Here is a 22,401-nt window from a genome sequence, read left to right as displayed (position 1 = left end):
TACCCCTGGAACCCTCTCCCGCAAGGGAGTTGACCGCGCCGGGTGGCCACTTCCCGGCCCTTTCCGTGTGTTGCCTGTGTCTTCGTCCGGGCCCGTCGTGTGAGAGGTTCGAGGTGTCCCGGCAGCGCGCCGGCCGCCGCCCCGGGCGACTCCTCGAAAGCAGGTGCACATCGTCATGCAAAGGCGCACACGGATATCCTCGGCCGTCGCCGGGCTGATCGCGCTCGGCCTCGCGTGCTCGGCCTGCGCGACGGGCGGCGTCGCCGATCAGGCGAGCGGCTCCGCCCCGCCCCCGCCGGCGCGGCAGACCGCCTACACCCCGTACGTGAGCGCCACGACCGCGTCCGGTACCGACGGGGCCGGATCGCCCGACACGTACAACCTGGCCTTCGTCACCTCCGGCCCGTCGGGCTGCACCCCGCTCTGGGGCGGCACAGCGGCGGCCGGCAGCGAGGCGGTCGCCGCCCGCGCCGAGGCGCTCACCGGCACCGGGGCGGACATCCGGGTCTCCTTCGGTGGTGCAGCCGGTACCGAAGCGGCGCTCGCCTGCGCGAGCGCGGAGGAACTGGCGGACGCCTACGCCGAGGTCCTCGACGCCGTCGGCGCCGCGAAGGCCGACTTCGACATCGAGGGCGACGCGCTCACCGACACCGCCTCGGTGACCCGCCGCAACGAGGCCCTCGCCCTGCTCCAGGAGGACCGCGACCTCGACGTCACGTACACGCTGCCCGTCATGCCCGACGGGCTGGAGGACAGCGCGACCGCCGTCCTGGAGGACGCGGTGGACCGGGGCGTCGACATCTCGGCGGTCAACATCATGGCGATGAACTACGGCGCGTCCGACACCGGCGACATGGGCGACTACGCGGAGCAGGCGGCGCAGGCCGCGCACGACCAGCTCGTGGACGTGCTCGGACTCTCCCGGGACGCGGCCTGGCAGGCGCTGCACATCACGGTGATGATCGGGGTCAACGACGTCGAGGGGGAGACGTTCACCCTCGACGACGCCGCCTCCCTGCGCGCCTTCGCCACCCGGCAGGGGGCCGGCGCGCTCTCGCTCTGGGCGTCCTTCCGCGACCAGGAGTGCCCTGCGGGCGAGGACACCACGACGGCCTCCGACACCTGTAGCGGAGTCGGCCAGGAAGCGGGGGAGTTCGCGGAGGTCCTGAGCGGCTGAACCCGCGGTGCCCCAGGGATCAGCGCAGGGGGTCCTCCCGCACCAGGGCCATCAGCGCCCTCGCGCCGGGGCTCATGGCCCCGGCGGGCGGCAGCACCACGACACTCTCGTACACCGCGGGGGCCGCGCCGCCGAGCTCCACCGCCACCAGCCCCCGCGCCTCCGGCTTGCGGGCGAAGTGATGCGGTACCACCGCGATCCCGAGTCCCTCGTGCACCAGCTCCAGCAGGCTGTGCACGTCGCTCACCTCCAGCGCCACGGTGCGGCGCGTCCCGGCGGCGGCGAAGGCCTCGTCCGCCGCGCGGCGGGGCCCCCAGTCCGGGTGGAAGTCGATGAACGACTCACCCCGGAGCCCGCTCCACGCCACCCGCGCCCCCTCCCGCGCGAGCCGGTGGCCGGGTGCGCACAGCACAACCATCGGCTCCCTCGCCAGCGGCACGAGCTCGCCGCGCCACTCGGGCGGACTGACGGTCGCGGCGAACGCGAGGTCGAGCCGGCCGCCGGCCACCCCCTCCAGCAGGCTGGACGTACCCTCCTGGCGGAGCCGGATCTCCATCTGCGGGTGGTCCCGGTGGAAGGCCGCGAGCAGCCGGGCCGGGCTGACCCCGGCCACGCACTGCTCCACCCCCAGCGTCAGCGTGCCGCGCAGGAGCCCCCGTACGGCGTCGACGGCGTCCCGTGCCGCCCTGGCCCCCGCCAGCGTCCGCTCCGCCTCCACCAGCAGGGCCTGCCCGGCCTCGGTGAGCCGGACCGTGCGGGTCGTGCGGCTGAACAGCGGAGTCCGCAGCTCGTGCTCCAGTGCCCGGACGGAGGCGGAAAGTCCGGACTGGGAGACGGCGAGACGTTCGGCCGCCCGGGTGAAGTGCTGCTCCTCGGCGACGGCGACGAAGTGTTCCAGCTGACGCAATTCCATGATTGAGCAATCTAAGCGATGAATCCGAGCGGAATCTCCTGTTGGACCGCTGGATCGATCTCCGCCAGTCTTGAGCCTGCGCACCGGATCCGGCGCGCAGGACCGTGCCCCGTGGAGTGCCCGTATGTACCTTCCGTCCGCCGACCGCTACACCGCCATGCCCTACCGGCGCACCGGGCGCAGCGGTCTCCTGCTCCCCGCGCTGTCGCTCGGCCTCTGGCACAACTTCGGGGGCGACCGGACCCCCGAGAGCCAGGGCGCGATCCTGCGCAGGGCCTTCGACCTGGGCATCACGCACTTCGACCTGGCGAACAACTACGGCCCGCCCCCCGGGTCCGCCGAGGTCGCCATGGGCCGGGCCCTGCGGACGGACTTCGCCGGACTCCGGGACGAGATCGTCATCTCCACCAAGGCGGGCTACCACATGTGGGAGGGCCCGTACGGCGAGTGGGGCTCGCGCAAGAGTCTGCGCTCCTCGCTCGACCAGAGCCTGACCCGGCTCGGCCTCGACTACGTCGACATCTTCTACTCGCACCGCTTCGACCCCGACACCCCGCTCGAGGAGACGATGGGCGCCCTCGACACGGCGGTGCGCCAGGGCAAGGCCCTCTACGCCGGGGTCTCCAACTACTCCGCCGAACAGACCCGCGAGGCCGCGCGCATCCTCAACGAGCTCGGCACCCCGCTCCTCATCCACCAGCCGCGCTACTCCATGCTGGACCGCTGGGTGGAGGACGGGCTGCTGGACGCGCTGGACGAGCTCGGCACCGGCTCCATCGCCTACTCGCCGCTGGAGCAGGGCATCCTCTCCGACCGCTATCTGCACGGTGTCCCGGAGGGGTCGCGGGCGGCGGGCAGCAGCCCCTTCCTGTCGGCCGAGGCCGTCACCCCGGACCTCGTGGGCCGGCTGACCGCACTGAACGAACTGGCGCGGGACCGCGGTCAGTCCCTCGCGCAGATGGCACTCGCCTGGGTGCTGCGCGGTGGCCGGGTCACCTCCGCCGTCGTCGGAGCAAGCAGCGTCGCGCAGCTGGAGAACAGCGTCGCGGCAGCCGCGAACCTGGAGTTCGGCGAGGACGAACTGGCCCGGATCGACGAGCTGGTCGAGGGAACCGTCCGCCCCTGACCCGCAGCACCTCTCCCGGCACCGTCCGCCGCCCGGCACCCGGGCGGCGGACGGCTTCACCGGACTGGACCAGTGACAGATCACGAAGGCTCTGGCCCCGTGCTGTCCCGGCGCGTACCGTGATGCGGCACGAAGATCCTCTTCCCGCCGGGCGGGCGGGGGAGCGAACCGACCAGGGACGGGACCGCGCCGTGAAGATCCTCGTCAGCGCCGACATGGAGGGCGCCACCGGAGTGACCTGGCCGGCCGACGTGCTGCCCGGGACCCCGCAGTGGGAGCGTTGCCGGGCCCTGTTCACCTCCGACGTGAACGCCGCCGCGCTCGGCTTCTACGACGGGGGCGCCGACGAGGTGCTCGTCAACGAGGCCCACTGGACCATGCGCAACCTGCTCCTCGAGCGGATGGACGAGCGCGTCCAGATGCTCACCGGCCGGCACAAGTCCCTCTCCATGGTCGAGGGCATCCAGCACGACGACGTCGACGGGGTCGCCTTCGTCGGCTATCACACCGGCGCCGGCGCCGAGGGCGTGCTCGCCCACACCTACCTCGCCAACTCCATCACCGGGGTCTGGCTCAACGGCGTCCGCGCGAGCGAGGGCCTGCTCAACGCCCATGTCGCGGCGGAGTACGGCGTCCCCGTCATCCTCGTCACGGGCGACGACCTGACCTGCGAGGACGCCGCCGGCTACGCCCCCTCGGCCCGCAAGGTCGCGGTGAAGGACCACGTCTCGCGGTACGCGGCCGTGTGCCGCACCCCCGCACGCACCGCCGCCGACATCCGGGCGGCAGCGGCGGAGGCGACCTCGCTCGCGGTCCGCAGCACCCCCGTGACGGCAGGCTCCTTCACCGTGGAGGTGGAGTTCGACGCCGCGCACCTGGCGGCGGCGGCGACCGTGGTGCCCGGCGTGGCGCCGAGCGGCGAACGGCGTGTCGCCTACACCAGCGCGACGATGTACGAAGGTATCCGCACGTTCAAGGCGGTGACGACGATCGTGTCGGCCGCCGTGGAGGAGCAGTATGGCTGAGGCGGGCAGGCCGACCGGACCGGTGGACGAGCGGGCGCTCGCGGAATCGGTGACGTTCACCTCCGAGCTGATCCGGATCGACACGACCAACGGGGGCGACGGCAGTTGCCGGGAACGCCCGGCCGCCGAGTACGTCGCCGAGCGCCTCGCCGGTGCCGGGCTGGAGCCCGCCCTCCTGGAGCGCACACCGGGGCGTACGAACGTGGTCGCCCGGATCCCGGGCACCGATCCCTCCGCCGACGCCCTCCTCGTGCACGGGCACCTGGACGTGGTGCCCGCGGAGGCCGCCGACTGGACCGTGCACCCCTTCTCCGGAGAGGTACGCGACGGCGTGGTGTGGGGCCGCGGGGCCATCGACATGAAGAACATGGACGCGATGGTGCTCGCCGTGGTCCGCGCCTGGGCACGCGCGGGCGTCCGCCCGCGCCGCGACATCGTGATCGCCTACACGGCCGACGAGGAGGCGAGCGCGCGCGACGGCGCGGGATTCCTCGCCGACCGGCACCCCGAGCTCTTCGAGGGCTGCACGGAGGGCATCAGCGAGTCCGGCGCCTTCACCTACCACGCCGGCCCCGGGATGCCGCTCTACCCCATCGCCGCGGGCGAGCGCGGAACGGGCTGGCTGAAGCTGACCGCCGAGGGCAAGGCGGGGCACGGCTCCAAGGTCAACAAGGCCAACGCCGTCAGCGCCCTGGCCGCAGCCGTCGCCAGGATCGGTGCGTACGAGTGGCCGGTGCGCCTGACCCCGACCGTACGGGCGGCGATCGAGGAGATCGCCGCACTGCACCACATCCGTGTCGATGTGGGCGCCCCCGGATTCGACGTGGACGAACTCCTCGACAAGCTCGGCCCGGCCGCCGCTCTGGTCGAGCCCACCCTCCGCAACAGCGCGAACCCGACGATGCTGGACGCGGGGTACAAGGTCAACGTGATCCCGGGCCGGGCCACCGCCCACATCGACGGACGCATCGTGCCCGGTGGCGAGGAGGAGTTCCACGAGACGATGGACCGGCTGACCGGGCCGGGGGTCGCCTGGGAGTTCCACCACCGGGAGGTGGCGCTCGAGTCCCCGGTCGACTCGCCGACGTACGCGAAGATGCGTGCCGCCGTGGAGATGTTCGACCCCGACGCCCGTGTCATCCCCTACTCCATGTCGGGCGGCACGGACGCCAAGCAGTTCTCCCGTCTCGGCATCACCGGCTACGGCTACTCCCCGCTGAAGCTGCCCGTCGGTTTCGACTACCAGGCGCTCTTCCACGGCGTCGACGAACGGGTCCCGGTGGACGCGCTGCACTTCGGCGTCCGGGTCCTGGACCACTTCCTGCGCGGCGCCTGACGCGCCGCGCCTCCCGACGCACCCGCACCGCCCGACCGAGAAGCAGGGGGAACAGACCATGGCGTCCACAGCGGCGTACGGCACCTGGCCGTCACCGATCGACGCGGCACTCGCCGCCTCCCACGACGGCCGGCCGGAACACGTCGGTACGGTCGGCGACGAGGTGTGGTGGACGGAGCCGCGCCCCGCCGAGGGCGGCCGGCGCGCCCTCGTACGCCGGCTGGCGGACGGCACGACCGGGTCCGTGCTCCCCGAACCGTGGAACCCGCGCAGCAGGGTCATCGAGTACGGCGGAGTGCCGTGGGCCGGCGCGGCCCGTGAGGAGGGCGGGCCGCTCGTCGTCTTCGTCCACTTCCCCGACCAGCGGCTGTACGCGTACGCGCCGGACGGCCCGGACGAGCCGTGGCCGCTCACCCCCGTGTCGGGCGTCGGCGGCGGACTGCGCTGGGTGGATCCGCAGCTGCGGCTCGAACGCGGCGAAGTGTGGTGCGTGCTGGAGGAGTTCACCGGCGAGTCCCCGACCGAGGTCCGGCGGGTGATCGCCGCCGTCCCGCTGGACGGATCGGCCCGTGCCGACCGGGGAGCCGTACGCGAACTCAGCGACGACCGGCACCGGTTCGTGACCGGTCCCAAGGTGTCGTACGACGGATCGAGGGCCGCCTGGATCGCATGGGACCATCCCGCCATGCCCTGGGACGGCACCGTCGTGATGATGGCCGAGGTCACCGGGGACGGAGCCTTCACGGGGGCCCGGCCGGTGGTCGGCGACATCGACGAGTCCGTCGTCCAGGTGGAGTGGGACCGGGACGGCACGCTGCTCTTCGTGTCGGACGTTGGCGGCTGGTGGGAACTCCAGCGGCTCAGGCCCGACGCGGTCGCGGGGGCGGTCGTGCCGAGCAGCCGCCTCTGCTCCGGGCGCGGCGAGGAGTTCGGCGGACCGCTGTGGAAGATCGGCCTGCGCTGGTTCCAGCTCCTGGACAACGGGCTGATCGCGGTCATCCACGGCCGGGGCACCACCACGCTCGGTGTGCTCGACCCGGAGACCGGTGAACTCGTCGACGTGGTGGGCCCCTGGACCTCCTGGGCCGAGACCCTCGCCGTCCAGGACACCCGGGTCATCGGCATCGCGGCGAGCCCCGCGTCCGCCGCCGAGGTGGTGGAGCTGGACACGGCCACGGGCCACACCCGGGTCATCGGTGTACCGCACCAGGACGCGGTCGACCCCGCGTACTACCCCGAGCCGCTCGTCCGCACCTTCAGCGGGCCCGGCGGCCGGGAGATCCACGCCCACGTGTACCCGCCGCGCCACCCCGAGCGTACCGGGCCCGAGGGGGAGGCACCCCCGTACGTGATCTGGGCGCACGGCGGCCCCACCGGCCGCTCCCCGCTCGTACTCGACCTGGAGGTCGCCTACTTCACCTCGCGCGGCATCGGGGTCGCGGAGGTCAACTACGGCGGGTCCACCGGCTACGGCCGCGCCTACCGTGAGCGGCTGCGCGGGCAGTGGGGCGTGGTGGACGTCGAGGACTGCGCGGCCGTCGCGCTCGCACTGGCCGACGAGGGTTCGGCCGACCGCGCCCGGCTGGCCGTCCGGGGCGGGAGCGCCGGGGGGTGGACCGCCGCGGCCTCCCTCACCCGGACCGACGTGTACGCCTGCGGGGCGATCAGCTACCCGATCCTGGACCTGGAGGGCTGGGCGACCGGCGAGACCCACGACTTCGAGTCGCAGTACCTGGAGTCGCTCGTGGGCCCGTACGCCGAGGTGCCCGAGCGCTACCGGGAGCGCTCGCCGGTCCATCACACCGACGGGCTCACCGCCCCGTTCGTGCTGCTCCAGGGGCTCGACGACCCGATCTGCCCGCCGGTCCAGTGCGAGCGCTTCCTCGCCGCGATCGAGGGGAGGGGCGTGCCGCACGCCTATCTCGCCTTCGAGGGGGAGGGCCACGGCTTCCGCCGCGCCGGCACCGTCCGCCGCGCGCTGGAGGCCGAACTCTCCCTCTACGCGCAGACGTTCGGATTCGACCGTCCGGACGTCCCCCGGCTGGAGCTGAAGCCGTGACCCTGGAACCTCTCGCCCGCGCGGCCCGGCTGCGGCCCGGGTCCCGGGTGGCGGTCGTCGCTCCCAGCGGACCCGTCCCTCCCGAACGGCTCGCGCGCGGAGTCGACTTCCTGCGCCAGTGGGGCCTCGACCCCGTGGTCGCTCCCCATGTCCTGGACACCCACCCCGAGCTGGACTACCTCGCCGGTACGGACGCCGACCGGGCCCGGGACCTCCAGGATGCCTGGTGCGACCCCTCCGTGGAGGCGGTCATCTGCGCCAGGGGAGGGTACGGCGCCCACCGGATGGTCGATCTGCTGGACTGGCCCGCCCTGCGGGCGGCGGGTCCCAAGGTGTTCGTCGGATACAGCGACATCACGGTGCTGCACGAGGCCTTCGCCCTGCGGGCCGGCTTCTCGACCGTCCACGGCCCGATGATCGCCGCGCAGGTCTTCCTGGAGGACGAGGCCACCCGGCAGTCCCTGCGCTCCACCCTGTTCGAGCCCGAGTCGGTCCAGTGCCTCGGCCTGGAGACTGCCACCGCGCTCGTTCCCGGCACCGCCCGGGGCGTCACCTTCGGCGGCTGCGTGAGTCTCCTCGCCGCCGACGCCGGCACTCCCGGGGCCAGGACCTCGGGCAGGGGCGGCCTGCTGGTCGTCGAGGACATCGGCGAAGAGCCGTACCGGCTCGACGCGATCCTCACGCGGCTGGCGCGGATCGGTGCCCTGGACGGGATATCCGGTGTGGTGTGCGGCTCCTGGGACGGCTGCGGACCGTACGAGCAGGTCCGGGCGGTCCTGGCGGACCGGCTCGGCGGGCTCGGGGTCCCGGTCGTCGAGGAACTGGGCTTCGGGCACTGCCCGTCGGCGCTGACCCTGCCGCTCGGCGTGCCGGCGGTGCTCGACGCCCCGGCGGACGGCGGCCGGTGCACCCTCACCACCCAGGTGCCCGCACTCGTCTGAACGGCCGGGCCCGGACACGGGCCCGGCCCCTCCCGGAAACCCGGCTCCCGTGCGTTGACACCGCTATGACGTGTGTCACACGATGGGCCGAGCCCGGTACTTACCGGTCGGTAATGTGTCCTCGGCGTGGAGGTCCATGTGTCGCGTGCTGTGCCCCGAATCCGTCGTCCCCTCACTCTGCTGGCGGGGGCGGCGCTTCTCGCTCCGCTCGCCCTGACCGGCGCGCCACCGGCGTCGGCGGCGGACCGGTACACCGTCACACCACTGGAGTTCACCGTGCGGGCGGGCGACCGTTCCTGCACGGTCGACGCCGACCTCTATCGCCCTGCCGGTGCCGACGCGCGGAACCCGGCCCCCGCCGTCCTCGCCACCAACGGCTTCGGCGGCAGCAAGTCCGACGGCTCGACGGACGCGATCGGCAAGGCCTTCGCCGAACGCGGCTACGTCGGTCTCGTCTACTCCGGTCTGGGCTTCGGCAAATCGGGCTGCCTCATCACCCTCGACGACCCGGCCGTCGACGGGAAGGCGGCGTCCGGACTCGTCGACTTCCTCGCCGGCACCCGTGCCGCCGACGACGGCACCGAGGCGGACTTCGTCGCCACGGACGCTCCGGGCGACCCGGTGGTCGGCATGATCGGCGGTTCGTACGGCGGCGCCGTCCAGCTGGCGACCGCGTCCGCCGACCGGCGGATCGACGCCCTGGTTCCGCTGATCACCTGGAACGACCTCGCCCACTCGCTCTCCCCGAACACCACCGGAGCCTCCCGGGGTGTCTCCTCCAGAACCCCGGGCGTCTTCAAGTGGCAGTGGACCAACGGCTTCTACCTGATGGGGGAGGGGCAGCCGCTGCTGGTCCCGAGCCTGGACCCGTCCCGCTTCGGCAGCCTCACCTGCCTGCACTTCGCCGCCGAGGCCTGCGACACCATCCGGCTGCTGAACTCCGGCCGCTATCCCGCCGCCGAGACCGCGCGGATGCTCGCGTACGCGCGGAGCGTCTCCCCGGTCTCCTACCTCTCCGGCGTCACCGCACCCACCCTGCTCGTCCAGGGCCAGGCGGACAGCCTGTTCACCCTCAACGAGGCCACCGCCACCTACCGGGCACTGAAGGCGCAGGGCACCACGGCGAAGATGATCTGGCAGTCCTGGGGCCACAGCGGCGGCCAGGTGCCCGGCGAACTCGACCTCGCCACCGGCAATCTGGAGACGAGCTACGTCGGCCGGCGGATCCTCGACTGGTTCGACCGCTACCTCCACCACGACGAGGAGACCGGCACCGGACCCGAGTTCGCGTACTACCGGGACTGGGCGAGCGGCTACGGAACCGCGGCCGCCCTGCCTTCCCCGTCGCGCACGATGTACCTCTCGGGCGACGGCACCCTGGTCGACAGCCGCTCCGAGGTGAGCCGGGGCAGCCGTCAGTACACCAACTGGCTGCTGCCGAGCAGTCACTCCGAGAGCTCCCTCGCCGGACTGATCGGGCTCCCGGACCCGGCACCGTACGACACGAAGGGCACCCACCTGGGCTGGACCAGCGCCCCCCTGAGCGCACCGCTGGACGTCGTCGGCGCACCGAAGGCCACCCTGAAGGTGGTGTCGCCGACGGCGGAGCGGGTCCAGAACAGCGGCGACGCCGCGGACAAGCTGGTGCTGTTCACGAAGGTGTACGACGTGGCCCCGGACGGGACCCAGAAGCTGGTGAACCGTCTGGTCGCACCGGTCCGCGTCCCGGACGTCACCCGCCCCTTCACCGTGGAACTGCCCGCGATCGTGCACCGGTACGAGGCGGGGCACCGGCTCCGGTTCGTGATCGCGGCGAGTGACAGCGCGTACTTCGGCAACCGGGGCATCAAGCCGGTCACCGTGGTCAGCGCACCGCAGGACACCGGAGTCCTGCAGCTCCCGGTGATCGGCTGACCCTCACCCGTACGGCCCTGCTCCACAGCTCCCCGGACCCGGGACGGAGGCATCCTGGTGTCCGGGGACGGCTGTTCCTGGCCTCCGGACCACGGGACCTGGCGAAAGGGCCGAGCATGAGGCACAAGGACCGATCCGGCGGCACCAGCGCGTTCACCCCCGCCCGGATCGCCGTCACCGCCCTGGCGATCCTCTCGATCGTCTTCATCTGCGTGAACACCCAGGAGGTCACCATCCGGGTGATCATCCCGAAGGTGACCATGCCCCTCTGGGCGGCCCTGCTGGGCGTCTTCCTGGCGGGAGTGCTCTGCGGGGCCGGATTCCTGCTGTTCCGCAGGCGGAAGGCCAGGTAGGGAACCGGACGGCTCCGGGGCGTGGCGTCCCGTCCCGGAGCCGTGCGCCCTCTCCTCCTCCCCGTCGCACTTCCGCGCGCCCAGCGACAAGCGACCCCGTCACGGCGGCCTGAAAGGCGATTCCACGGGTACGCGCCGTTCATCACCTGCTACTGGTGTACGGAACGCCGGAAGCCGGCAGAGAGGACGCAGCGTGCGCACGGTTGGTGTCGAGGAAGAGCTCCTGCTGGTCGACAACGAGAGCGGTGACCCACAAGCCCTTTCGACGGCGGTACTGGCGCTGGCGGAACGCCGCGCCGACGGTGACTCGGTCTTCGAGTCCGAACTTCATGATCATCAGCTGGAGTTCGCCACCGAGCCCCGGGCGGCGATGAGCGAGCTCGCGGACGAGATCCGCCGCTGGCGGACCATGGCGGCGGACCGGGCAGCGGAGGCGGGTGCGGCCGTGGCGGCCCTGGCCACCTCCCCGCTGCCGGTGAGCCCCTCCATAGGGGAGGGCGAGCGCTACCGCTGGCTCGCCGAGCGGTTCGGGCTGACGGCGCAGGAGCAGCTCACGTGTGGCTGCCACGTGCACGTGTCGGTGGAGTCGGACGCCGAGGGGGTCGCCGTCCTGGACCGGGTACGTCCATGGCTGCCCGTCCTGCTGGCGCTCAGCGCGAACTCCCCCTTCTGGCACGGCCGCGACAGCTCGTACGACAGCTATCGGAGCAGGGTCTGGGGCCGGTGGCCCTCGGCCGGGCCGACGGAGGTGTTCGGCTCCGCGGACAGCTATCACGCGCAGGTCAAGGCGATGGTCGAGACGGGCGTGCTGCGTGACGAGGGAATGATCTACTTCGACGCCCGGCTCTCGCACCGCTACCCCACGGTGGAGGTCCGGGTGGCGGACGTGTGCCTGGACGCCGCCGACACGGTGCTGCTGGCCACGCTCGTGCGGGGCCTGGTCGAGACGGCCGCGCGTGCCTGGCGCGCCGGGGAGCCACCGGAGCCGGTGCCGGTCAGCCTGGTGCGCATGGCGGGCTGGCAGGCGGCCCGGTCGGGGGTGGAGGGGCAGCTGCTCCATCCGCTGACCATGCGCCCGGAACCGGCGGCCGACGTACTGCAGGCCCTGCTCGCGCACGTGCGGGACGCCCTGGAGGACAGCGGTGACGCCCTCTCGGCGGAGGCGGGGCTGCGGGACGTGCTGAAGCGGGGCACGGGAGCGAGGGCGCAGCGCGCGCTGCTGGCCGACTCGGGCAGCCTGCGGACCGTCGTGACCGAGTGCGCGGCCCGGACGCGAGGCTGACCGGGCCCGGGGGCTCACCCGCCGGTGGTGGACCCCTCCCCGGCCGCCTGCGCGTCGACCACGGCGGCCAGCCGGCCGAGCATCGCGCGGTGCCGGATCTGGAGCAACGCGTCCAGGGCCACGTTGTGCAGGGTGCCGCCGAGCCCTTGCAGAGGGTGCTCGTTGAGCAGCACGAGGGTCTTCTCGCCCCAGGGCCGGATGTCGAACGCGATCCTGGCGGTCCCCAGCGAGCCGCTGTAGGCCTCCAGTTCCAGCGCCTGTGGGCGTTCCAGGCGGCGTACCGTGGTGCGGCCCTCCAGCTCCAGCGGGCCGAGCCGCACCGTGTAGGCGATGGAGGACCCGACCTCGGGCCAGAGCCCTTCCAGCGGGCGTGAGTCGCTCGTGCCCACGACCCACTGCGCGTACTGGTGCGGCTGTTCGAGCACCGCCCAGAGGGCCGAGGGCGGGTGATGGATCAGCTGATGGCGAATGGCCATGAACGCCTCCACGCACGGATGTCGCGGCCGGTGGGAATCACGGGCGAGGTCACTCGTCATGCTACGCAGCCCGCAGGCCCACGACATGTCGGCGGCGCCCGCCGGAGTTCGCCGACATGGCCGGGAGGTGGCGGCTGCGCTGCTCCTGGCCTCACCCGTTCGGGCTAATCGCGGGTCCGGGCGTCCGTACGAGGCCCGCACCGGCGACCGCACCCACCGGCGCCGGACCGTGCGGACTCCTGTTTCACGGTGGGAGCGGATGCGCGGTAGAACGGATGAGGGAGAACGTACCGGCGAACCGACTCGGAAGAGCGAGGAGAGGGCGCATGCGTGCACTGACCTGGCAAGGACGGCGGGACGTCCGGGTGGAGACGGTGCCGGACCCGGTCGTCCAGGATCCGACGGACATCATCGTGCGGGTCACCTCGACCGGCATCTGCGGCTCGGACCTGCACCTGTACGAGGTGCTCGGCCCCTACCTCGAACCGGGCGACATCCTGGGCCACGAGGCGATGGGAATCGTGGAGGAGACCGGCGCCGAGGTGACCGCTGTCACACGCGGGGACCGGGTGGTGATCCCGTTCAACGTCTCCTGCGGCAGCTGCTTCATGTGCGACCAGGGGCTCCAGTCGCAGTGCGAGACCACTCAGGTCCGCGAACACGGCAGCGGGGCCGCGCTCTTCGGCTACACCAAGCTCTACGGACAGGTGCCGGGCGGCCAGGCCGAACTGCTGCGCGTCCCCTTCGGCAACACCCTGCCGGTGAAGGTCCCCGACGGCCCGCCGGACGACCGCTTCGTCTTCCTGTCGGACGTCCTGCCGACCGCTTGGCAGGCCGTGGAGTACGCGGACGTGCCGCCCGGCGGAAGCCTGACCGTGCTGGGGCTCGGGCCGATCGGGGACATGGCCGCCCGGATCGCCCTGCACCGAGGTGCGGGGCAGGTCATCGGGGTGGACCTGGTCTCCGACCGGCTGCACCGGGCCTCGGCCCGAGGGGTGCACACCATGGACCTGCGGGAGTACGGGAAGCACCTGGGTGACTCCATCCGTGGGCTCACCGACGGCCGGGGCACCGACGCGGTGATCGACGCGGTGGGCATGGAGGCGCACGGCGCGCCCGTGGCCAAGGCGGGGCAGTGGGCGGTGGGCATGCTGCCCGACGCCGCGGCCCGCGTCCTCATGGAGCGGGCGGGCATCGACCGCCTCAGTGCCCTGTTCACCGCCATCGACGCGGTGCGACGCGGGGGCACCGTCTCCGTCTCCGGCGTCTACGGCGGGGCGGCGGACCCGATGCCGCTTTTGCGCATGTTCGACAAGCAGATGCAGCTGCGGATGGGCCAGGCCAACGTCTGGAACTGGGTGCCCAAGATCCTGCCGCTCCTGGTGGACGAGGATCCTCTCGGCGTGGACGACTTCGCCACCCACCATCTGCCGCTGGACGAGGGACCCAAGGCTTACGAGACGTTCCGGAACAAGGCGGACGGCATGGTGAAGACCCTGCTCAGGCCGTGACCCAGGCCGTGATCCACCAGGAGCAGGAGGAGCGATGACGAACGCAGCCCAGGGCCTTCGTGTCGTGGTCACGGGCGCCACCGGGAACGTCGGTACCAGCGTCGTGCGGGCCCTGTCCGAGGACCCTTCCGTGGCGTCCGTCCTCGGTCTGGCCCGGCGGCTCCCGGGACGGGGCGCACCGGGCGTGGAGTGGGGCACGGTCGATCTCGGACACGACGACAGCGCGCGCAGGCTCGCGGTGCACCTGGCCGGCGCCGACGCGGTGGTCCACCTGGCCTGGCGCTTCCAGCCGACGCACGACCCCGTGGTCACCTGGCGGAGCAACGTCGAGGGGTCGATGCGCGTCTTCGGCGCGGTGCGCGACGCCGGCGTGCCGGTCCTGGTCCACGCGTCGTCGGTGGGCGCGTACTCACCCGGGCCGAAGCACGAGCCAGGGGTCGACGAGCAGTGGCCCACCCATGGCTGGCCGGATGCCGCGTACTGCCGGGAGAAGGCCTATCTGGAGCGTGTCCTCGACACCTTCGAGCTCCGGCATCCGGAGATCCGCGTCGTGCGCATGCGCCCCGGATTCCTCTTCAAGAGGACGTCGGCGAGCGAACAGCGACGGATCTTCGCGGGCCGGTTCCTGCCCGGTGGGCTGCTCAGGCCCGGCCTGCTGCCCCTCGTCCCCGACCTCCCGGGGCTGCGCTTTCAGGTGCTGCACACCGACGACGCGGCCGAGGCCTACCGGCTCGCGGTCACCCGGGACGTCCGCGGGGCCTTCAACCTGGCCGCGGACGCGGTGACCGACGCGCGGCAGCTCGCCGAACTCCTCGACGCACGGGTCGTACGCGCCCCGGCCTCCCTGGTGCGCGGTGCGCTGGCCGCCGCCTGGAGCGCCCGGGCCGTGCCCGCTTCGCCCCACCTCTTCGACGCCGTGCTGCGCCTCCCGGTCATGAACAGTGCCCGGGCCCGCGAGGAACTGGGCTGGCGGCCCGCCCACTCGGCCTCCGACGCGCTGCGCGCCTTCCTGCGGGGCGTCTCCCACGGAGAGGGCGAGGACACCGCTCCGCTGGCGGGAAAGCGATGGGGATGAACCAGCGGCACGGGCCGGGGCCGGACGATTCCCGCCGACCGCGGGACAGACGGCGGACCGGGCGGCGACGATAGGCCCCATGGTCACACGAGTCGTACTCGACGCCCCGTCGAACCTGGGCCTGCGGCCCCCCGCCCCCGGCACCGTGCCCGGCTGCTGCAAACTCGCGGGCGCGCTCCGCGAGCAGCGCATCGTGCAGCGGCTCGGGGCCCTGGAGGGCGGAGTCGTCGTACCCCCGCGTTACGACCGCGGGGACTGGCAGGAGGGCGACGGGGTCTTCAACGCCGCCGCGATCGCCCGTTACACCCGCACGCTCGCCGACCGGATCGAGGGCCATGTCAGGGCCGGCCGATTCCCGGTCGTCCTCGGCGGGGACTGCTCCATCCAGCTGGGCGCCGCCCTCGCGCTGCGCCGCATCGGGCGGTACGGGCTCGTGGCCGTGGACGGCTCGGCGGACTTCCGGCACCCGGGCAACAGCGACCGGATCGGCGCGGCGGGCGGCGAGGAGCTGGCTCTGTCCACCGGCCGCGGGCAGGCCGACCTCACCGACCTGGAAGGGCTGCGGCCCTATCTCAGGGACGAGGACGTCCGGCTCTTCGGGATGCGCGACGACGACGAGGACCGCGCCGAGTTGACCGAGCTGAAGATCTCCCACGCGACCGTCGGGGAGATCCGGGAGTGGGGACCCGCCGACATCGCCCGCGGCGTGGTGCGGAGCCTGGACGTGCCCGTGCTCGACGGCTTCTGGGTCCACCTGGACGCGGACGTCCTCGACCCGAGCGTGATGCCCGCCGTCGACAGCCCGGACGACGGGGGCCTGTTCCCCGGGGAACTCGCCCCGCTGCTGCGGACGCTCGTCCGATCGCCACGCTGCGCCGGGCTCAACGTCACGATCTACGATCCCGACCTGGACCCCGACGCCTCGGCGGCGGCGCTGCTCACCGACCTGATCGTCGATGCCTTCGCCGAGGCGGGGCCGGGCGAGGACTGACGTCCTCAGGCGGGCGCGTTCCGGTCCACGTACTCGAAGACGGAGCCGTCCGGGTGCAGGGCGATCAGGTTGCGGCCGGCGGGGGTGGGCACCGGCCCCGCGATGACCCGGGCGCCCGCCCTGGTCAGTGCCGCGTGGGCCTCCTCGACGTCCTTGACCGCGATCGTCGCCGACACCTTGCGCAGCACCTCCAGTTCGGACTCGGGGCCGCTCATCAGCAGGAAGCAGCCGATCGCGGCCACCGAGACCCCGCCGCGCTCGAAGCGCAGTGCCGGAGTGCTGGTCAGGCCCTCGTAGAAGGCCACCGAGGCCTCCAGGTCGTCGACGCAGATACGCAGCGTGGTTCCCAGGATTTCCATGCGGACGAGGGTAGTTGCCGACCCGGCCCGATGTGATCCGTTCCCCTCCCGTCACCGGATCGCGGCGGTCATCGGGTCGCGCCCGGCACCGGGTGACGCGGGCCACCGGGTCGCCGCTCGTCGCGGTCGCGCCGTGCGTCGGGGCGTGCCCCACCGGACCGACCGCGCCGCCGCAGGGTGCCCCGCCACCGGATCACCCGCCGCCGCAGGGCGCCCCGTCACCGGATCACACCCGGCAGAGCACCTCGCCGTGCGGCACCATGAACCAGCCGTCGGGCTGCTCGCCCCACGCGCGCCACGCGTCCGCGATCGCCGCCAGCTGCCCGGCGCTCGCGTGGCCGCCGTCCACCGCCAGCTTCGCGTACGCCGAAGCGGTCGTCCGGTCCGCCCACAGACCGCTCCACCAGGCGCGATCCTCGGGTGTGGCGAAGCACCAGGCCGCCGCCGACGGGGTGATGTCGGTGAAACCCGCCTGCCGGGCCCAGGAGAGCAGCCGGCGCCCCGCGTGCGGCTCGCCGCCGTTCCCGCGCGCCACCCGGCCGTACACGTCCAGCCACTCCGTCATCCCGGGCACCTCCGGATACCAGGCCATGGCCGCGAAGTCGCTGTCGCGGGCCGCGACGACACCGCCGGGCCGGCAGACCCGCCGCATCTCGCGTAGCGCCTGCACGGGGTCGCCCACGTGCTGGAGCACCTGATGGGCGTGGACCACGTCGAAGGAGGCGTCGGGAAAGTCCAGGGCGTGGACGTCGGCGGCGGCGAACTCCACGTTCTCCAGACCTCGTTCCGAGGCGGTACGCGCCGCCTTCTCCAGCACCTCGCCGCTCGCGTCGACCGCGGTCACCCGGCCGGGCGACACGAGCCCGGCGAGGTCCGCCGTGATGGTGCCCGGCCCGCAGCCGACGTCCAGCACCGCCTGGCCCGGACGGAGTTCGGGGATCAGGTAGGCGGCGGAGTTGGCCGCGGTCCGCCACTGGTGCGAGCGCAGCACCGACTCGTGGTGACCGTGGGTGTAGACGGCGGATTCCTTCGGCATGGCCGTACGTCCTTTCTCGGACCTCAGTCGCAGGCGATGGACCGACCGTACGCCTCCATGTCGCATCGTGAGATTGGCGTCTCATCATTCGGTCGAGGCGAGCAGGGATCGCCCCTTTCGCCCGCAGGGGTCTCACGCAGGCATCGGGCAGTACACCGTGAGCGCCTCGGGAAGCTTGTCGATCGTCAACTCGGTACCGGAGGAAGCGACTTCACCGTCGTAGGCGTAAGGAGTGCCGGGCGTGAGCCCGGACAGCCGGACCTTGCGGCGCCGTACCGCCGCGTGCACGGGCGAGCGCGTCAGGGGTCCGGCGATAGCCGCGGCCAGCAGGCGCAGGCCCGGTGTCCGGCCTCCGTGCACCGCCCGGACGTCGAGCAGGCCGTCCGCCAGGTTGTGACGGCGGCCGGGCGCGGGCCCGACGCGCCGGAAGAGGCCGTTGCCCACGAAGAGCAGCCACAACGGGCGCTCCCTGCCCTGGACCTCGGCGGTCAGCGGGCGTGAACCGCGCAGCGCCTCGAAGGCCGCCAGTACCCCCGCGGGCCATCCGCCGATCCTGGGCGCCCAGCGCTCCCGGGTCCGGACGAGCTCCGGATAGACGCCCAGGCTGAAGGCGTTGAGGAAATATCCGTCCGCGCCTTCCGGTCCCTGCGGGCCGGGCCGGAAGCGGCCCAGGTCGACCCGGACCGCGTCTCCCGAGGTGAGCGCGGTCACCGTGTCGTGCACGGTCTCGATGCCGAGGTCGTACGCGAAGTGGTTGAGGGTCCCGCCGGGAAAGACGGCGAGCGGAACGCCATGGGTCGCCGCGACGGCCGCGGCCATGTTGACGGTGCCGTCGCCCCCGCAGACCCCCAGTGCCTTGCCCTGCCGGGCGGCCTTCTCCAGGCACCCCGGCAGGTCGGCCGGGGCGCACTCCACCGTCGACGCGAGGGGCAGCGCGTCGCGGATCACGGCCGCCGCCGCGGTCGCCGACCCGGACTCCCGGTTCACGACCACGACCAGGTCCTCTCCCGCGGTCAGGGCCGGCGCGTCGGCCGGCGGCCGGCCGGGGGGCGGGAGCTGGCCGCGGGTCGGCACGACGCCGCGCAGCGCGAAGGCGGCCCCTATGCCGAGTGCCGCACCGGCCACCACATCGCTCGGATAGTGGACGCCCGTGTAGACGCGGGACGCGGCCACCGCCGCGGCCACCGGGGCGACGACCGCGCCCCACCCCTTCGACTCCAGGGCGACGCCCGTCGCGAAGGCCGCGGCGGACGCCGCGTGACCGGAAGGGAAGGAGGTCGTGAAGGGCTGCCGCTTCAGCTGCCTCATCACCGGGACCAGATCCACTATCGGGCGCTCCCTGCGCACCGCGCCCTTGCCGACGGTGTTGATGGCGGCCGAGGCGACGGCCAGCGACGCGATCCCGCGCAGTGCGGCCCTGCGGGAACGGGCGCTGCTGCCCAGAGCGGCCATGCCGGCCGCGGCCCCGAACCACAGCAGTCCGTGGTTGGCGCTGCGGCTCAGGCGGGGCAGGACGGGCTCTGCGCCCGGCCAGTGTCTGTCGGCCACGCGCTGGAACACGGCGAGATCGCGCTGGTGGAACGTGGCCCGCCAGCGGCCGGGAAAGGAGAAACCGCTCGATGTCGACATGGGACAGCGAATACCCTGCGACCGGAGCGTGAACCAGGAGGCGCGCAGGGGCGGCTCCGACGGATCCGGCCGATTCGCGAAGTGTGTGGTGAATCGCCCCTGCTCCGCCCGCTCCGCGACGGCGCGGACGTTGCCCGGACAACTTCACTGCCGTTAGCCTGCGTTCGTGATTCCGGCCATTGGCCGGAGTGTCGAACAAGAGAAGGCGGGCGATCATGGGGCGACTCGTCCCTGCGGTGACCAGGGCGCTGGATGTTCTCGAGCTCTTCCTCCAGGGCGAGGGAACCCTCTCCGCGCCCGAGGTCACGCGCAAGCTCCAACTGCCGAGGACCACGGTCCACGAGCTGCTCACCACGCTCGCCGCGCGCTCCTACCTGGTCACGGTCCCGGAGCAGCCGGGGCGCTACCGGCTGGGCGTGCGCACGTACCAGCTCGGGAGCCGCTACGCCGAGAAGCTCGACCTCGCGGCCGAGGGCCAGCAGGTGGCCCGGGAGGTCGCCGAGACCTGCGGGGAGACCGTCCACGTGGCGATCCTGGAGGACACGGAGGTCATCTACATCGCCAAGGTGGACTCCACGCACGCCGTCCGCATGGTCTCCGCGGCGGGCCGCAAGCTGCCCGCCCACTGCACCTCCGTGGGCAAGCTGCTGCTCGCGGCGCTCCCGGAGGCCGAACTCGACGCCCGTCTCGACGGACGCGAGCTCGTCGCCATGACCGACAACAGCCTCACCGACGCCGCCGAGCTCCGGGCCGCGCTCGCCGTCGTGCGCAAGCGGGGCATAGCGGTCGAGCACCGGGAGTCGAACCCGGACGTGAGCTGCGTGGCCGCGCCCGTCCGCGACCGGTCCGGACGGGTCGTCGCCGCGCTCTCCATCTCCGTACCGATGATCCGCTGGAGCGAGGAGCGTGAGGCGGAGCTCGCGCAGCTCGCCTCGGGTGGCGCCGACGCGCTGTCCGGCCGGCTCGGACACCACCGGGGGCAGGTATGAGCACCTCGATCGACGTGGCGGTGCGGGAACGGGCCGAGCTCGGCGAGGGGCCGACCTGGGACGCCGCGGGGGAGCGGCTGATCTGGGTCGACATCCTCTCCGCCCGCGTCCACACCTACGTCCCCTCGACCGGGCGGCGTACGGTCATGGCCACGGAGCAGCACGTCGGCGCGGCGAAGCCGCGGGCGGGCGGCGGCCTCGTGACCGTCCTGCGGGACGGCGTGGGGCTCTACGACGCCGACGGCGCCTTCTCCTGGCTGGTGCACGATCCCGTCCCCGGACGGCGCGGCAACGACGCGGCCGTGGCGCCGGACGGCGCCCTGTGGGCCGGAACCATGCGCTACGACGAGGCGCAGGGCGGCGGGAACCTCTCCCGGATCGCCGCGGACGGCACGGTGAGCGGCGTCCTGGACGCGGTGACGGTCAGCAACGGCACGGGCTGGAGCCCCGACGGCCGGCTCATGTACTACACGGACACCCCGACGCGCCGGATCGACGTCTTCGACGTCGAGGGGGAGCGGGTGGTGAACCGGCGGCCCTTCGTCACCGTCGACGAGGGTGCCGGATGGCCGGACGGGCTGACCGTGGACGCGGACGGCTGCGTCTGGGTCGCCTTCTGGGACGGCGCGGCGGTCCGGCGCTACACGCCGGGCGGTCAGCTGGACCGGGTGGTGGAGCTGCCGGTCCGGCGGCCCACGGCCTGCGCCTTCGGTGGCCCCGGCCTGCGCGATCTGTACGTCTCCACCGCCCGGACGGGTCTGGACGCCCCGCACCCGCTGTCGGGCTCGCTGCTCGTGCTCCCCGGCGTGGGACAGGGCCTGCCAGGGACGCCCTTCGCCGGCTGAGCCGGCGGGGGCGGGCCGCGCGATCCGGCCGCCTCCCGGACCGGTGCGGGGGCGGACCCCGGGGAACCTCCGTATAAAGGGCCCTGAGGGCGACGCAGGCGGACGGAGACCCGGGATGCACGGAGGCGAGCGGAAGCGGCCCCACCCCCTGAGGGAGGACCGGGGCCCGGTGCGGTACGGACCCCCCGCGCCCGATCCCGGTCTTCCCGTGCTGCCGGAGCTCGCCGGCGTACTGGCCGCCTCCGCCGCGCGCACCCGCCCCGAGCCCCCCGGTGGCGGAACGATCCTGCGGGAGGCCGCCTGTGCCTACTGGGCGCGGCGGAGCCTGCACTGCGGGCCCGAGGACGTCGCGGCGGCGCCCGGGGTCCAGCCGCTTGTGTTCGCGCTGATTGCGGCGTACGGCGGCGATGTGATCATGCCCCGGCCCTGTCCGGCCGGCTGGATGCCCCAGGCCCGGCTGCTGGGCCGCCCCGCCTACCACGTGCCCACCCCTGCCGAGTGCGGCGGCATTCCCGACCCGTACGCCCTGCTGGAGACCGTGCGCCGGGTGCGCGCCGAGGGCGGCAGGCCCCGGCTGCTCCTGATCTCTGTGGCCGACGACCCCACGGCGACCCTCGCCCCGCCGGAGCTGGTGCGGGAGGCCTGCGAGGCCGCGGTGACCGAAGGCCTGCACATCGTCAGCGACGAGACCTGGCGCGACACCCTGCACCGGCCCCACGACACCGTCGTGCTCAGCCCCGCAGAGATGTGCCCCGACGACGTCACCGTGGTCTCCGACCTGGCCGGGGCGCTCACCCCGTCCGCCTGGCCGGTGGCGGTCGCACGCTTCCCCGCCACCGCGCGCGCCGCGGCCGGGCGGGCCCGCGTGCTGGACATCCTCACCGCGCTCGGCGCGCTCGTCGCGGAACCGGTGGCCCGCGCCGCCGCCCACGCGCTGCGCGAACCCGAGGCCGTGACGGCCAGGATCCGCCAGGCGGCGGGGCTCCAGGCCGAGGTCGCCTCCGCCGCCCACCGTGCCGTGCTCACCGCGGGGGCCCTGGCCAGGCCCCCGCAGGCCGGCCGTCACCTCTACGCCGACCTCGGGCCCCTGCGCCCCCGGCTGGCCGCCCGTGGCGTCACCGACTCGCTGGAGCTGGAGGAGTACCTCACGGAACGCCTGGGTGCCCCGGCTCCCGGCGGGCACAGGTTCGGGGACGAACTGGGCGCGCTGCGGGCGCGACTGAGCACCGGCCCGCTGCTCGGCTCAACCCCGGAGCAGCAGATGGAGTCCCTCACTGCGGTGGAGCCCCTGAAATTGCCCCATGTCGCCCGAGCACTGAGCATTTTCGCAGCAGCCCTCGATGAACTCCGATGACAGGAGCCTC

The 22,401-nt window shown here is 73.2% G+C and carries 20 protein-coding genes; 15 read left to right on the top strand and 5 right to left on the bottom strand.

What is annotated here, in order from left to right:
* Positions 1-175: 175 nt before the first annotated feature.
* Entirely contained in the window at positions 176-1,177 is a 1,002-nt protein-coding gene (locus tag ACFY8O_RS24445) for a chitinase (RefSeq protein WP_387905705.1), read from the top strand.
* Between the two features lie 19 nt (positions 1,178-1,196).
* On the opposite strand, the gene ACFY8O_RS24440 is transcribed toward ACFY8O_RS24445, so the two are convergent.
* Positions 1,197-2,090, bottom strand: coding sequence for a LysR family transcriptional regulator (locus tag ACFY8O_RS24440; RefSeq protein ID WP_145810528.1), 894 nt, complete (start codon positions 2,088-2,090; stop codon positions 1,197-1,199).
* 124 nt (positions 2,091-2,214) lie between these two features.
* Here ACFY8O_RS24440 and ACFY8O_RS24435 point away from each other — a divergent pair, with 124 nt between their 5' ends.
* From ACFY8O_RS24435 to ACFY8O_RS24400, 8 genes are all read left to right on the top strand, one after another.
* Positions 2,215-3,216, top strand: coding sequence for an aldo/keto reductase (locus ACFY8O_RS24435; RefSeq protein ID WP_387905703.1), 1,002 nt, complete (start codon positions 2,215-2,217; stop codon positions 3,214-3,216).
* Between the two features lie 191 nt (positions 3,217-3,407).
* Positions 3,408-4,241, top strand: coding sequence for a M55 family metallopeptidase (locus ACFY8O_RS24430; protein ID WP_387905700.1), 834 nt, complete (start codon positions 3,408-3,410; stop codon positions 4,239-4,241).
* On the top strand, positions 4,234-5,577 hold the full coding sequence (locus ACFY8O_RS24425; RefSeq protein WP_387905698.1) for a M20/M25/M40 family metallo-hydrolase: 1,344 nt from the start codon (positions 4,234-4,236) through the stop codon (positions 5,575-5,577). Before ACFY8O_RS24430 ends, ACFY8O_RS24425 begins: the two co-directional genes overlap by 8 nt.
* 58 nt (positions 5,578-5,635) lie before the next feature.
* Positions 5,636-7,636 carry a S9 family peptidase gene (locus tag ACFY8O_RS24420; protein ID WP_387905696.1) on the top strand — a complete coding sequence of 667 codons (2,001 nt, stop codon included), beginning with the start codon at positions 5,636-5,638 and terminating at the stop codon, positions 7,634-7,636.
* The gene (locus ACFY8O_RS24415; protein ID WP_387905693.1) at positions 7,633-8,577 is read left to right on the top strand and encodes a S66 peptidase family protein; all 945 of its coding nucleotides are present in this window, start codon (positions 7,633-7,635) and stop codon (positions 8,575-8,577) included. Before ACFY8O_RS24420 ends, ACFY8O_RS24415 begins: the two co-directional genes overlap by 4 nt.
* 159 nt (positions 8,578-8,736) lie before the next feature.
* Positions 8,737-10,491, top strand: a complete 1,755-nt coding sequence (locus ACFY8O_RS24410) for a CocE/NonD family hydrolase (RefSeq protein ID WP_387906095.1) — start codon at positions 8,737-8,739, stop codon at positions 10,489-10,491.
* Between the two features lie 116 nt (positions 10,492-10,607).
* Entirely contained in the window at positions 10,608-10,844 is a 237-nt protein-coding gene (locus tag ACFY8O_RS24405) for a lipopolysaccharide assembly protein LapA domain-containing protein (RefSeq protein WP_145810535.1), read from the top strand.
* A 193-nt stretch (positions 10,845-11,037) separates the two neighbouring features.
* Positions 11,038-12,126 (top strand): glutamate--cysteine ligase 2, encoded by a 1,089-nt coding sequence (locus tag ACFY8O_RS24400; RefSeq protein ID WP_145810536.1) that lies wholly within the window; start codon positions 11,038-11,040, stop codon positions 12,124-12,126.
* A 14-nt stretch (positions 12,127-12,140) separates the two neighbouring features.
* On the opposite strand, the gene ACFY8O_RS24395 is transcribed toward ACFY8O_RS24400, so the two are convergent.
* Positions 12,141-12,602: an SRPBCC family protein gene (locus ACFY8O_RS24395; RefSeq protein WP_387905690.1), complete on the bottom strand. Its 462-nt coding sequence runs from the start codon at positions 12,600-12,602 to the stop codon at positions 12,141-12,143.
* A 326-nt stretch (positions 12,603-12,928) separates the two neighbouring features.
* On the opposite strand from ACFY8O_RS24395, the gene ACFY8O_RS24390 reads away from it, so the two are divergent.
* The 3 genes from ACFY8O_RS24390 (at position 12,929) to ACFY8O_RS24380 (ending at position 16,179) form a co-directional block, all read left to right on the top strand.
* Positions 12,929-14,113, top strand: a complete 1,185-nt coding sequence (locus ACFY8O_RS24390; protein ID WP_387905687.1) for an alcohol dehydrogenase catalytic domain-containing protein — start codon at positions 12,929-12,931, stop codon at positions 14,111-14,113.
* A 34-nt stretch (positions 14,114-14,147) separates the two neighbouring features.
* The gene (locus tag ACFY8O_RS24385) at positions 14,148-15,188 is read left to right on the top strand and encodes an NAD-dependent epimerase/dehydratase family protein (protein ID WP_387905684.1); all 1,041 of its coding nucleotides are present in this window, start codon (positions 14,148-14,150) and stop codon (positions 15,186-15,188) included.
* 79 nt (positions 15,189-15,267) lie between these two features.
* Positions 15,268-16,179 carry an arginase family protein gene (locus ACFY8O_RS24380; protein WP_387905682.1) on the top strand — a complete coding sequence of 304 codons (912 nt, stop codon included), beginning with the start codon at positions 15,268-15,270 and terminating at the stop codon, positions 16,177-16,179.
* Between the two features lie 5 nt (positions 16,180-16,184).
* On the opposite strand, the gene ACFY8O_RS24375 is transcribed toward ACFY8O_RS24380, so the two are convergent.
* The 3 genes from ACFY8O_RS24375 to ACFY8O_RS24365 all read right to left on the bottom strand — a co-directional run bounded on the left by ACFY8O_RS24375 (position 16,185) and on the right by ACFY8O_RS24365 (position 19,203).
* Positions 16,185-16,538 (bottom strand): VOC family protein, encoded by a 354-nt coding sequence (locus ACFY8O_RS24375; protein ID WP_145810542.1) that lies wholly within the window; start codon positions 16,536-16,538, stop codon positions 16,185-16,187.
* A 226-nt stretch (positions 16,539-16,764) separates the two neighbouring features.
* Positions 16,765-17,574, bottom strand: coding sequence for a methyltransferase domain-containing protein (locus tag ACFY8O_RS24370; RefSeq protein WP_387905679.1), 810 nt, complete (start codon positions 17,572-17,574; stop codon positions 16,765-16,767).
* A gap of 132 nt (positions 17,575-17,706) precedes the next feature.
* On the bottom strand, positions 17,707-19,203 hold the full coding sequence (locus ACFY8O_RS24365) for a bifunctional phosphatase PAP2/diacylglycerol kinase family protein (RefSeq protein ID WP_387905677.1): 1,497 nt from the start codon (positions 19,201-19,203) through the stop codon (positions 17,707-17,709).
* Between the two features lie 215 nt (positions 19,204-19,418).
* Here ACFY8O_RS24365 and ACFY8O_RS24360 point away from each other — a divergent pair, with 215 nt between their 5' ends.
* The 3 genes from ACFY8O_RS24360 to ACFY8O_RS24350 all read left to right on the top strand — a co-directional run bounded on the left by ACFY8O_RS24360 (position 19,419) and on the right by ACFY8O_RS24350 (position 22,391).
* Positions 19,419-20,192, top strand: coding sequence for an IclR family transcriptional regulator (locus ACFY8O_RS24360; RefSeq protein ID WP_145810546.1), 774 nt, complete (start codon positions 19,419-19,421; stop codon positions 20,190-20,192).
* Positions 20,189-21,037 (top strand): SMP-30/gluconolactonase/LRE family protein, encoded by an 849-nt coding sequence (locus ACFY8O_RS24355; RefSeq protein WP_145810547.1) that lies wholly within the window; start codon positions 20,189-20,191, stop codon positions 21,035-21,037. The genes ACFY8O_RS24360 and ACFY8O_RS24355 overlap by 4 nt, the downstream gene beginning before the upstream one ends.
* Before the next feature lie 115 nt (positions 21,038-21,152).
* A complete protein-coding gene (locus ACFY8O_RS24350) occupies positions 21,153-22,391 on the top strand; it encodes an aminotransferase class I/II-fold pyridoxal phosphate-dependent enzyme (RefSeq protein WP_145810548.1) in 1,239 nt (412 codons plus the stop codon).
* Positions 22,392-22,401: the final 10 nt, after the last annotated feature.

Source organism: Streptomyces argenteolus (genome assembly GCF_042902585.1).
In the GTDB taxonomy this organism is placed as follows: domain Bacteria; phylum Actinomycetota; class Actinomycetes; order Streptomycetales; family Streptomycetaceae; genus Streptomyces; species Streptomyces argenteolus.
The sequence above is the reverse complement of the archived record's forward strand: the minus strand, read 5'-3'. Positions and strand labels throughout refer to the sequence as shown.

Excerpts from the sequence above, each read along its gene's own strand:
- ACFY8O_RS24380 (WP_387905682.1), top strand. The coding sequence starts at position 15,268 with ATGGTCACACGAGTCGTACTCGACGCCCCGTCGAACCTGGGCCTGCGG.
- ACFY8O_RS24405 (WP_145810535.1), top strand. The coding sequence starts at position 10,608 with ATGAGGCACAAGGACCGATCCGGCGGCACCAGCGCGTTCACCCCCGCC.
- ACFY8O_RS24360 (WP_145810546.1), top strand. The coding sequence starts at position 19,419 with ATGGGGCGACTCGTCCCTGCGGTGACCAGGGCGCTGGATGTTCTCGAG.
- ACFY8O_RS24445 (WP_387905705.1), top strand. The coding sequence starts at position 176 with ATGCAAAGGCGCACACGGATATCCTCGGCCGTCGCCGGGCTGATCGCG.
- ACFY8O_RS24420 (WP_387905696.1), top strand. The coding sequence starts at position 5,636 with ATGGCGTCCACAGCGGCGTACGGCACCTGGCCGTCACCGATCGACGCG.
- ACFY8O_RS24350 (WP_145810548.1), top strand. The coding sequence starts at position 21,153 with ATGCACGGAGGCGAGCGGAAGCGGCCCCACCCCCTGAGGGAGGACCGG.
- ACFY8O_RS24435 (WP_387905703.1), top strand. The coding sequence starts at position 2,215 with ATGTACCTTCCGTCCGCCGACCGCTACACCGCCATGCCCTACCGGCGC.
- ACFY8O_RS24395 (WP_387905690.1), bottom strand. The coding sequence starts at position 12,602 with ATGGCCATTCGCCATCAGCTGATCCATCACCCGCCCTCGGCCCTCTGG.
- ACFY8O_RS24355 (WP_145810547.1), top strand. The coding sequence starts at position 20,189 with ATGAGCACCTCGATCGACGTGGCGGTGCGGGAACGGGCCGAGCTCGGC.
- ACFY8O_RS24385 (WP_387905684.1), top strand. The coding sequence starts at position 14,148 with ATGACGAACGCAGCCCAGGGCCTTCGTGTCGTGGTCACGGGCGCCACC.
- ACFY8O_RS24365 (WP_387905677.1), bottom strand. The coding sequence starts at position 19,203 with ATGTCGACATCGAGCGGTTTCTCCTTTCCCGGCCGCTGGCGGGCCACG.
- ACFY8O_RS24390 (WP_387905687.1), top strand. The coding sequence starts at position 12,929 with ATGCGTGCACTGACCTGGCAAGGACGGCGGGACGTCCGGGTGGAGACG.
- ACFY8O_RS24425 (WP_387905698.1), top strand. The coding sequence starts at position 4,234 with ATGGCTGAGGCGGGCAGGCCGACCGGACCGGTGGACGAGCGGGCGCTC.
- ACFY8O_RS24440 (WP_145810528.1), bottom strand. The coding sequence starts at position 2,090 with ATGGAATTGCGTCAGCTGGAACACTTCGTCGCCGTCGCCGAGGAGCAG.
- ACFY8O_RS24370 (WP_387905679.1), bottom strand. The coding sequence starts at position 17,574 with ATGCCGAAGGAATCCGCCGTCTACACCCACGGTCACCACGAGTCGGTG.
- ACFY8O_RS24375 (WP_145810542.1), bottom strand. The coding sequence starts at position 16,538 with ATGGAAATCCTGGGAACCACGCTGCGTATCTGCGTCGACGACCTGGAG.